The following is an 11,007-nucleotide window of genomic DNA, read 5'->3' as shown; positions in this document are numbered from 1 at the left end:
GGACACCCAGAACACCCTCGAGGACGCTGTTGTTGCAGGCCTGGATCGGGACCTGGACGGTGGTGTCATGAACGTTGACCAGGCCAGCTGCCCGTGCGGGCGGCCGGTCTCGTCCTTCGTGCCGTTGTTCTGGTGACAGCTGGCGGTGCTCTCATGATCGTTTGGCCACCACGAGTCCGGCCTCCTTCAGCACAGTCGATCTCCTGTTCAACTCGGTGGTGTCCCTCGACGGCCAGCGACGATTGGGCGCCCTGCTGGGGCTACTAGAGGTAACGGACCTTGCGCAGCAAAGGGTACGGCGGCAGCGGAGTAGGGCATCAGCACTATCTCAGGGTTCTCCGAAAATCCGCGATCAGGTGCAAGGAGTCCAACTTGGACTCGCAGTGGTGCGCAAGGGTACGACGCCCGTGAATTCTGAGACACACAGGACCAGGGATTTACGTCGCTCTTCCGCTGCGGGGTTGTGCGCCGGGTTCGGACATGTAGCGCCTGATAAGTCGTGGCGCCATTTGGAGCCCATAGGAAGGTTCAACGAGCCACAGCGGGACGCGGGTACGGGCGAGTTGGCCGAATGGGCATTGCCCTAGACATGCCGGCACCGGCACCGGGCAGGTCCAGGGTCGCCGGGTGGTCACGTGCCTGACTACGACACCGTCAGCCCCGAACAACCGCCAGTCAAGGCGGCGGCGCGCTGTGGCGGCTGTATAACCTTGAGGCTGCCCGAACCGCAGTCCTGCGCATCGACTGAGCAGATCTTCCTCGCGTGGTGCGCTCCGCCTCAGCGGTAGCCGCGTGAAATCCTCCCAACCCCAATCAAACGCACTCCGAACCTGCGCTGAATTCGCCCGATAACTGACCGCCACTGCAGTACCCCCCGATCCGGGAAGTCCCGCTGTGACCGCTCAGTGATCTGGGGGATGCTGCGTAACCCCGCTACGCCGTCGAAGTCCGGCGCCTGCCCTCAGTCTCTATGCCGCTACCCCGCGAGGACGACCTGTTGACCTTCCTCGAGGCCGTCCACGATCTCGGTGTAGGTGTCGCCGACCATGCCGAGCAGCACCTGGACGCCGCGTCGGGTGCCGTCCGGTTGCATCACCTGGACAACACCGGACTGCCCGCCCCGCTGCACAGCCGCGGTCGGCACCACCAAGACGTTGTCGACGTTGCCCACGACGACCTTCGTCTCGGCGGTCAGGCCTCCCTTGAGGCGGGGGTCGACCCCGTTGAGCACGACCGAGACGTAGTAGTTGGTGACGTCCTGGATCTGCGTCCCGGCCGGGGCGACCGAGGACACGGTACCGACCTCGGTCAGCCCCGGGACGGCGTCGAAGCTGACCTCGACCTTCTGGTTCGGCGCGACCAGGGCGGCGTCGGACTCCTCGTACGGAGCAATCACCTGGAAGCTGTTGACGTCCTTGAGTGTCAGGAAGGACGGGCCGCCCGGGCGCTGGGCCTTCGACCCACTGGAATCCTTGCCCCCGACACCGGAGTCCAGGTCCGGCAGTGACGCCCGGCTGCCCGGTGCCAGCGGGGTCGTTCCCGTGCCGGAGCCGAGGTACTCCCCGACCGTGCCGTTGATGCTGGCCACCGTACCGGCCACCGGGGCCTTGAGCACGGTGTCGTCCACGCCGCGCTGCGCGCGGCGCACATCGACCTGCGCACCGGCCACCTCGGCCTCGGCCTCGTCGATGTCGTTCGGCCGGTCATGCTGCGCACCGTCCGCGGCGTCCTTGGCGGCCGTGGCCTGGCGGCGGGCGTTCTCGAGCTCGACACGTTGTCTGGCGTGGTCGACGTCGCCGCGCCGCTCGATGGCCTTGATTGTGTCGCGGTCGTGTCCGATTCGTCGTTGATACGCCGCGACCGCCGCTTTGCCGTGGTCGGCACGATCGCAGGACGGCGAGTGCAGCTTCAGCGGTGACTCCAGAAGCAGGCCCTTGTTGTCCTTGGAGGTCACGTCGGCGTTGTCGCCGTAGCCGTCGTAGCGCTGGGAGCCACCGGTCAGCGAGCGGTTGCACTTCGCCTGGTCATAACCGGCCTGCTGCTGCGCCTGTTTCAGCGAGTCCTGGTCATCGCCGAGCTGCTGGTGGGCCTGATCCAGGGAGTCGGAGTTGGCTTGGTCCATCGCATCCGACTGGTCCTTGGTGGCGTTGTAGACGTCCTTGGCCGCGTCGTGGTCGTCCTTGGCCGCGTCAGTCTGGTTGCCATCGCGGACCTTGCCCAGCCGAGCCTGTTTGCGATCGAGCGTTGCTTGAGCATGCTGGAGGTCCGCCTGGGCGTCGAAGTCATCCAGGCGGGCTAGCACTTGCCCCGCACTGACCTGCTGCCCGACCGTGACCATCAGAGCGACCAGCTTTCCCCCGTTGGAGAAGCCGAGGTTCTGCTCCGTGATGGCCTGCAGTGCCCCCGTCGCCGCCACTGTGCGCTCGACACTTCCCCGGGTGACCCGCACGGTCGTCGGCGACGACCCGATGTCCGTCCCACAGGCGACCACCACGAGGACCACCGGAAGTAGCACCGCGCAGCCGCTGAGCCATCGGCCGCGGCGGGTGGCGATGAGCCCTCCGGCCCGCGACCTGGCCAGGCCGGTCACCCGCTGCCGACGATCTGGTGCCCACATCGTTCGAATTCCCTTTCGTGGACCGCGCGCTACCGCTGTCTCACTCGTACCTCAACGCATCGACGCAGTGAACGAAGAATCAACAACCCCAACGCTCGATTCGGTATCGAGGTGCGACACGATCGCCTCAACGACCCGATCTAGTGACGAATAGTCACCATTGAAGAGTCGGCGCCCGGCCCCAACATGGTGATCCCATCGGATATCGCTACTAGTAGCGATGATTGCCTACTCTTCGTGTTCGTCGACTGGAGACCATCCACCGCGTGCCGGGACTGTCCCGGGGCAATCACCCGAGAGCATCAGTATTCGTTCGAGAGCTAAACGGTTAGGAACCGGCCGTGCTGGATGTGGGGGACGAGGTCCGGTGGTGAGCCAGGCTGGCGGGTCCAGCATGAGGCTGGCGATTGGGCCAGCAACAGCTTGATCTTGGACGCATCGGTCTTGGTGATCGGGCTGCGGCCCGTCAGCGGGCCTCGGCGACGGCCCGGAGAGGTGACAGCGCTAGCGGAATCGTCCCGGTAGGTCGGCCCGAACGGATCGCTTGCGCCAGATCCAAGGTTGGCAGCATGGTGTTCGCTTTAGAACTCATCCCACCCATCCATGACGCAGCCTCAAGCTCAGATGGGGTGCGTGTGGCGCTTGTCGAAGTTGCACCGGGGGCCGACGTCGGTGGCCGCACGCGCGCGCGCGAGCGACCCGGGTCACCGCGCGGGTGGCGTTGGCAGCGATGACCACCGCCCCACTGTCCACTAAGCATCGCGAGGGCCCGGGTGACGGCGACGGCCACCATGATGGCGGGCTCGGCGGGATCCTCGGCCTACCGGGAGCTGAGGAGGCGACTCGATCATTCTCCGACACGCATCGCCGAAGTGGTTGGAGTACTGCATCACGTTGACCCCACATAACGGTCAGGGCAATCGCAGTTCACCGGAAAGAGCCCGCGCTGGCGGTGGTGGCGGCGCAGCCGCGGGGGAGAATTGTGGTCAGAGAAGTCCTCGTCGCGGAGGGAGCCTCTCCTAGTCGAAACGCTGACGCTGGGTGGGGAGCGGTAGCGAAGTGTTGTCCCACCCCGGCGACCCGGTGTCGGCACCTGGCACGATTGGGCCGAAGAACATGCCGCTCGTTCGGACGCGCTGAGACGCGTACCGGGGGTGGAGCAGGTCGGAAGGGTGCGGGCAAGACGACGGATGGCCCGCGTACCGAGGGTGGGCCAGGTCGGAGGGGTGCGGGCACCTGCCAGTGCGCGCTCCGTCCCAGCCCACTGGCTCCGACGCGTCGGTATCAACGGCCATGCTCCACGGCGAGGTTTCCACTGTCGACCCTGCCACGGGGCGTGTACGAGGAACCATGGTGGAACGCTACAGGCGTCATCCTGAGCCGGTCGCAGGATTGAACCAGTGATCTCTTCCGTGTCAAGCAATGATCGCGGCGCCGATGCCTCACGGTAAATGCAGGTCAGCGGGCCCGCAGCATCCGTAGTCGTCCGTCCGAATCCACCGGAATCGGTATCGGTTGTCAAGAAGATCGTCAAGCATGCCTCGGTGATGTGGTGAGGCGGGCCAAGCGGCTGAAACAGATGGGGGAGACCCCACCCCTACTGTTTCAGCCGCTTGTGACGCTGTGACAGTAGGAGCGAGAGAGAGGAAGATCTTGGGAACAAGCCCTACCGTTGCCCTGTCACTCGGGTGTCACTCGAGTTTCCGCTGGTCATCCCAGAACGGGCGGGCCGGTCAATCCCCGTTCTTGTTCTTGATCTTCCTTCTTGGGCCGTTCCTCCTCCAGGTGAGTGCGTCGATTGTCGGCGACGCGTGAAGGCCGGCTCTGGCACACATTCCGTGTGGAGTTGACCCGCTTTGACGGACACGGTGGTTGTGTCGGTCAGGCCGCGTGGGTGGCGGCGGTGTTTTCGTAGGCGGCCGGGCTGAGGTAGCCCAGGGCGGAGTGCCTGCGTCTGATGTTGTACCACCCTTCAATGAAGTCGAAGATCGCGGCGCGCGCGGCGGCGTGTGTGGGCCAGGATCGATGTTCGAGTAGCTCGCCCTTGATGGTGGCGAAGAACGACTCGGCCAGGGCGTTGTCCCAGCATTGCCCGGTGCGCCCGACCGAGAGCCGCACGCCCAACTCGGTCGCGGTGCCGGCGAGCTGGGCCGAGGTGTACTGACAGCCGCGATCAGAGTGGAAGATCACCCCGGCAGCGGGGCGGCGGGCGGTGACCGCGTTGCGCAAGGCCTGCTCGACCAGGTCGGTGCGCAGGTGATCAGCGGTGGCCCAGCCGATGACGCGGCGTGAGGCGATGTCGATGACGGTGGCCAGATACAGCCACCCTTGCCAGGTGCGGATGTAGGTGATGTCGCCGCACCAGCGCTGATCGAGGCCGAAGGCGTTGGGGGTGAAGTCCCGCTCGATCAGGTCCGGGCGCGTCGGTGCGGCCGGGTCAGCGATGGTGGTCTTGCGCCACCGGCGCGGGGTGCGCCCGCGCAGTCCGGCCGCGCGCATCAGCCGGGCGATCCGCTTACGGCCGTGCCGGTGGCCCTGTCCGGCGAGCTCGGCGTGTGCGCGCGGCGCCCCGTAGGAGCCATCGGAGTCAGCGTGGATCTCGGTGATCCACACAGTCAGTTCGGCATCCTCGCGTTGACGCGCGGTCCCTCCAGCGGCGAGCGCGGCGGCGTGGGCGTAGTAGGCGGACCTGGAGACCTTCAGCAGCCCACACGCGCGGGCAACGTTCCCGCCACCAGCCCCGTCGGTAGCGCTGCGCTGCTTCTCCGCCTCGATGAACGGGTAGACGTTCACCGGGTCTCCTTGATGCTCCTATGTCAAGCGCCTCGTCGTTCAGGCGGCCAGCGCGGTCACTATCGAGGCTGGGGCGGCGGCGAGCTGGTCGGTCCGCAGGGCGCTGAAGACGGTGTCGGAGAGCCGTCGCCGCAGCAGGCGCAGCGCCGCGGTCTTGTCCTTGCCGCGGGCGTGTTGTTTGGCGAGGTAGGCCGCGCCGGCGCCGATGCCACGGGCTTGGGTGATGGCGATCATGTGCAGGGCGCAGTTCATGGTCCGGTTGCCGCCGCGGTTGAGCCGGACCTTGCCCGCGCTGGCGCCGGACCAGACAGGCACGGGCGCGGTGCCGGTGAAGCGGGCGAACGCGTCCTTGTCGCGGAAGCGGTGCACCCCGGCGGTCTCTCCGATCATCACCGCCGCGGACAACACACCGCATCCTGGGATCGACAGCAAGCTGGGAGCGATCCGACGCACGAGGTCGCGTAGTTCGACCTCGAGGGCGTTGATCTGCCGGTTGAGCTCGTCGCAGCGGGCCAGCAGGTTGCGGGTCAGGCGAGCGACCACCCCGTCGACGCGGTCCAGCTCTACGCGCAGCCGCGCGACGACGCAATGACGACGCAACCCACGTGACGGAATCAGCAGATCGGGGTCGAGTTCATGCAGGTACCAGCGGATCTGTGAGGCGATCCGGGTGCGCTGCACGACCAGGTCGTGACGATGGTCGGACAGCAGCTTCACTTCCCGAGCGGGGCCGTCGAGTTCCGCGACCGGAAGATCCGGGTGCCGCAGGGCGGCCAGGGCGACCGCTTCAGCATCGATCGGATCGGACTTGCCCGGCTCCCTCGCCGCGCGGCGAGCCCCAGCCATCAGCTTGGTCGGAACACGAATCACTCGACACCCCGCGACCAGTAGATCGGCCTCCAAACGACGGGTGAGATGGCGGCAGTCCTCCAGCGCGAAGCTGACCTCGTCGAACTGGACCGACCAGCGGACCAGCTCCAAATGGCCATCGCTGTTGGTGCGGACGGTCTTCACCCCCAGGCGCCGACCCACGGCATCGACCGCGACGACGGTGTGGGTGCGCTTATGGGAATCGGTGCCGATCATGACCATGCGGGGGAACTCCTCACGCCGAACCGGAAGCAAGCAATCCCAGAACCGCGCGGAGCGGGCACGCCTCAATTCGGCTCAGTAGCAGGCTCCTATGAAGCCACGCTCCACGCGTCCTGGGCGCCCGGCGGAGCCGCACATCGAGGACAAGCCATCGCCATCGAACCGCGAGGCAGCGAAGAAACGAGCGAACCCCACCGGACGACCAAGATCATGACATTGACGCGAAGAAAGCCGTCGCCCGCTTGAGGATCTCCACGTCCTCACGCAGCCGGCGGTTGTCCCGGCGCAGAGCCGCGAGTTCCTCGCGTTCGCTGCTGGTCAAACCCCCGTCAACGCGGCTGCCCTCGTCGCGTTCGGCCTGCTTGACCCACTCCCGCACCGCGGTCTCGGTCAGGTCGAAGTCCTTCGCTACCTGGCCGACCGTGCGGTCCCCGGCGCGGCACCGCTCGACGATGTCGGACTTGAACTCCGGCGTGAACGAACGACGCGGCCGCGGCTTCTTCCTCGCCATGGTCTCCATGATGGGCATCCTCTCCAGGCCGAAGCCACAGATCGTGGATGTCCGTCACGGCGGGTCAACCCCAGTGACACGCCGGTCACGTAGCGCTGAAGTCCGTGCGCTGTCGCGAAATATGGTGGAGCGTGCAGCGATCTTGGATTGACGACGTTGTTCCCGCACCTTGCTGGGTTGCGGATCGAGCGAGTGTTGACGCGGGGACCCTCGGTGCGGATCGAGGTGACCTCCGAGGCAGGTAAGGCAGCCTGCCCAGACTGCGGAGTGTTCTCCACTCGGGTGCATAGCCGCTACGAGCGGCCGCTGGCCGACATGGCAGTTGGCGGCCAAGACCTGATGATCCATCTGAAGGCCCGCCGGTTCTTATGCGACAGCTCGGCCTGCAGCAGGAAGACCTTCGCCGAGCGGTTTATCGAGCTGGTCGCTCCCTACGGCCGGCGGACCCTGCTACCGCGGCGAACCCTGGAGACGATGGCACTGGCCTTGGGCGGGCGCCCGGCCGCGAGGCTCACGCAAGCCCTGTCTGTCGAAGTGGCACGCTCGACGCTGTTGCGGCTGCTGCGTGCCCTTCCGATGCCGGGGGTGGGAAGTCTGGCGGCGGTGGGTGTCGACGACTTTGCCTTCCGACGCGGCCACACCTACGGCACCGTGCTGATCGACATGCACACCCACCAACCGGTGGAGCTGCTCGGGGATCGGCTCTCGGAGACCTTCGCCGACTGGCTACGCGCCCATCCCGGTGCGAAAGTCATCTGCCGAGACCGCGCTGGAAGCTACGCCGAAGGTGCCCGAGTCGGCGCACCGGACGCGATCCAGGTGGCCGATCGCTGGCACCTGTTCCGCAACTTGTCCGACGCCGTCGACCGGGTCGCCCGCAACCACCGTGGGTGCCTGCGCGAACAGGCTGAACAACCCAGCGCCCAACCGGCGGCACTCGCGGCATCAACCCTGAGCAGCGCATTCGCCCCGGATACGATCGAGCCCACAGAGCGGAGTGAGGTTCCGGGCCGCCGAGCTCAGGTCACCCGCCAACGCCATGGCGAGGTCCACGCGCTGCTCGCGCGGGGCATGAGCCTGAACGCGATCGGCAAGGAACTGCGGTTGCAGCGCAACACCATGCGGCGCTACGCACGAGCCGCCAGCGCCGAGGAAATGCTGACCCAGAACCCGAAGCGCGGCAGCCAACTCGATCCCTACCTCGGCTATCTGGCGATGCGCAGGGAACAGAACTGCACCAACGCCGTCGGGAGCTGCGGCCGTTGTTCATACCGCCGGACCCGGCATCGCGCACCGACTACGAGCCTGGGGAGTTGGCCCAGTGCGACCTGTGGTTCCCACCGGTGGACGTCCCGCTGGGGTGTGAGCAGTTCGGGCGGCCACCGTACTGGTCATGGCTGGGAGGCGAGGAACCGCTCGGATCGGGGCAGGTAGAGCAGGATCGTGCCCACCGCGGCCACCACGACCATCGCGATGGTTACCCGGTCGGCGCCGAGCCGGCCCATGTCAAACGCCAGCACGAGCACCTGCAGGGCCACTAGCACGGTGGTGAGGGTGCGGGCGCCGCGGTTAGGCCGCACGCTCAACCACACCAGCGATTCGAACGCCACGGAAATCACGACCAGCAGCAACCCGATCACAGCGAACACGCCACGCTGGGTGCCGACGTTGAGTGACAGAGTCATGCCGGTGATCTTCTGCCACAGGTCCGGGCCGAGGCCAGGCTGCAATGCCAGTGCCACACCGACGATCGCCACTGGCACCACTGCACAAGTCAGCAGGAGCGCTGCCGCCCAGAATTCGAGCGGGCGGTTCGACGACCGGTGGTGCCGCACACGCGGATCGGCCTCCGTCGCGGCCGCGGAGTTGCCGGAATCAGACGGGGTGCTCACGCACGCACCTTAGCGAGAAGGTCAGGTTCGTGGGGTGGGCCGCGACATGCATAGAGCGCAATTGACCGCACGGCTCGGTGCATCGGCGCGTGGGGTTAGCGAATCGGTGCAGCTAGGCATGGCCATTTCGGCGACGTTTGTGTGTCGGGAAACGAGACGAGGGCGTCAGCCGTGGGTTGAGAAGCCGTGAGGGATACAAATTCAGGGTCAGGGCTGTGAGCAGGCGCGATGATGGTGAAAAGATCTGCTGAGTTGGCGAGGCGGTAGGCTGGGCCGGCCCGTCCTTCTTGTCAGCTTGGCTGCTGCCCTTGTGGCGCTGCTGATGCCGCTGACAGTACTGGCCGAGCCGCCTGGGACGCGGCCGCGGCCGTGCGACACTCCGCCGTAGCCGGCGACCTAGGCACCTACAAATCCAGCGACGGCGACTGGCTGTGCGAGTCGAGCTGGGGTTGACCCGCCGTGACGGACATCCACGATCTGTGGCTTCGGCCTGGAGAGGATGCCCATCATGGAGACCATGGCGAGGAAGAAGCCGCGGCCGCGTCGTTCGTTCACGCCGGAGTTCAAGTCCGACATCGTCGAGCGGTGCCGCGCCGGGGACCGCACGGTCGGCCAGGTAGCGAAGGACTTCGACCTGACCGAGACCGCGGTGCGGGAGTGGGTCAAGCAGGCCGAACGCGACGAGGGCAGCCGCGTTGACGGGGGTTTGACCAGCAGCGAACGCGAGGAACTCGCGGCTCTGCGCCGGGACAACCGCCGGCTGCGTGAGGACGTGGAGATCCTCAAGCGGGCGACGGCTTTCTTCGCGTCAATGTCATGATCTTGGTCGTCCGGTGGGGTTCGCTCGTTTCTTCGCTGCCTCGCGGTTCGATGGCGATGGCTTGTCCTCGATGTGCGGCTCCGCCGGGCGCCCAGGACGCGTGGAGCGTGGCTTCATAGGAGCCTGCTACTGAGCCGAATTGAGGCGTGCCCGCTCCGCGCGGTTCTGGGATTGCTTGCTTCCGGTTCGGCGTGAGGAGTTCCCCCGCATGGTCATGATCGGCACCGATTCCCATAAGCGCACCCACACCGTCGTCGCGGTCGATGCCGTGGGTCGGCGCCTGGGGGTGAAGACCGTCCGCACCAACAGCGATGGCCATTTGGAGCTGGTCCGCTGGTCGGTCCAGTTCGACGAGGTCAGCTTCGCGCTGGAGGACTGCCGCCATCTCACCCGTCGTTTGGAGGCCGATCTACTGGTCGCGGGGTGTCGAGTGATTCGTGTTCCGACCAAGCTGATGGCTGGGGCTCGCCGCGCGGCGAGGGAGCCGGGCAAGTCCGATCCGATCGATGCTGAAGCGGTCGCCCTGGCCGCCCTGCGGCACCCGGATCTTCCGGTCGCGGAACTCGACGGCCCCGCTCGGGAAGTGAAGCTGCTGTCCGACCATCGTCACGACCTGGTCGTGCAGCGCACCCGGATCGCCTCACAGATCCGCTGGTACCTGCATGAACTCGACCCCGATCTGCTGATTCCGTCACGTGGGTTGCGTCGTCATTGCGTCGTCGCGCGGCTGCGCGTAGAGCTGGACCGCGTCGACGGGGTGGTCGCTCGCCTGACCCGCAACCTGCTGGCCCGCTGCGACGAGCTCAACCGGCAGATCAACGCCCTCGAGGTCGAACTACGCGACCTCGTGCGTCGGATCGCTCCCAGCTTGCTGTCGATCCCAGGATGCGGTGTGTTGTCCGCGGCGGTGATGATCGGAGAGACCGCCGGGGTGCACCGCTTCCGCGACAAGGACGCGTTCGCCCGCTTCACCGGCACCGCGCCCGTGCCTGTCTGGTCCGGCGCCAGCGCGGGCAAGGTCCGGCTCAACCGCGGCGGCAACCGGACCATGAACTGCGCCCTGCACATGATCGCCATCACCCAAGCCCGTGGCATCGGCGCCGGCGCGGCCTACCTCGCCAAACAACACGCCCGCGGCAAGGACAAGACCGCGGCGCTGCGCCTGCTGCGGCGACGGCTCTCCGACACCGTCTTCAGCGCCCTGCGGACCGACCAGCTCGCCGCCGCCCCAGCCTCGATAGTGACCGCGCTGGCCGCCTGAACGACGAGGCGCTTGACATAG

8 protein-coding genes are annotated in these 11,007 nt (G+C 66.8%); 3 read left to right on the top strand and 5 right to left on the bottom strand.

Annotated features, from left to right (window positions below; genetic code table 11):
- Positions 1-976 precede the first annotated feature (976 nt).
- The 4 genes from ACTXG6_RS33840 to ACTXG6_RS33825 form a co-directional block, all read right to left on the bottom strand.
- Positions 977-2,617, bottom strand: a complete 1,641-nt coding sequence (locus tag ACTXG6_RS33840) for an efflux RND transporter periplasmic adaptor subunit (protein WP_445183434.1) — start codon at positions 2,615-2,617, stop codon at positions 977-979.
- Between the two features lie 1,881 nt (positions 2,618-4,498).
- Complete coding sequence (locus ACTXG6_RS33835; protein ID WP_445183433.1) at positions 4,499-5,410, bottom strand: IS3 family transposase; 912 nt, start codon at positions 5,408-5,410, stop codon at positions 4,499-4,501.
- Between the two features lie 39 nt (positions 5,411-5,449).
- Positions 5,450-6,502: an IS110 family transposase gene (locus ACTXG6_RS33830; RefSeq protein WP_445183362.1), complete on the bottom strand. Its 1,053-nt coding sequence runs from the start codon at positions 6,500-6,502 to the stop codon at positions 5,450-5,452.
- A gap of 208 nt (positions 6,503-6,710) precedes the next feature.
- On the bottom strand, positions 6,711-7,022 hold the full coding sequence (locus tag ACTXG6_RS33825) for a transposase (RefSeq protein ID WP_445183363.1): 312 nt from the start codon (positions 7,020-7,022) through the stop codon (positions 6,711-6,713).
- Positions 7,023-7,226: 204 nt separating this feature from the next.
- Here ACTXG6_RS33825 and ACTXG6_RS33820 point away from each other — a divergent pair, with 204 nt between their 5' ends.
- Complete coding sequence (locus tag ACTXG6_RS33820; RefSeq protein ID WP_445183432.1) at positions 7,227-8,447, top strand: ISL3 family transposase; 1,221 nt, start codon at positions 7,227-7,229, stop codon at positions 8,445-8,447.
- Here ACTXG6_RS33820 and ACTXG6_RS33815 read toward each other — a convergent pair.
- Positions 8,405-8,905 carry a hypothetical protein gene (locus tag ACTXG6_RS33815; RefSeq protein WP_445183431.1) on the bottom strand — a complete coding sequence of 167 codons (501 nt, stop codon included), beginning with the start codon at positions 8,903-8,905 and terminating at the stop codon, positions 8,405-8,407. The genes ACTXG6_RS33820 and ACTXG6_RS33815 overlap by 43 nt on opposite strands.
- A 508-nt stretch (positions 8,906-9,413) precedes the next feature.
- On the opposite strand from ACTXG6_RS33815, the gene ACTXG6_RS33810 reads away from it, so the two are divergent.
- A complete protein-coding gene (locus ACTXG6_RS33810; RefSeq protein WP_445183363.1) occupies positions 9,414-9,725 on the top strand; it encodes a transposase in 312 nt (103 codons plus the stop codon).
- 208 nt (positions 9,726-9,933) lie between these two features.
- Entirely contained in the window at positions 9,934-10,986 is a 1,053-nt protein-coding gene (locus ACTXG6_RS33805) for an IS110 family transposase (RefSeq protein ID WP_445183362.1), read from the top strand.
- The last annotated feature ends 21 nt before the right edge of the window (positions 10,987-11,007 follow it).

This window comes from Pseudonocardia sp. Cha107L01, from assembly GCF_052566575.1.
This window is presented reverse-complemented; position numbering and strand designations above follow the sequence as displayed.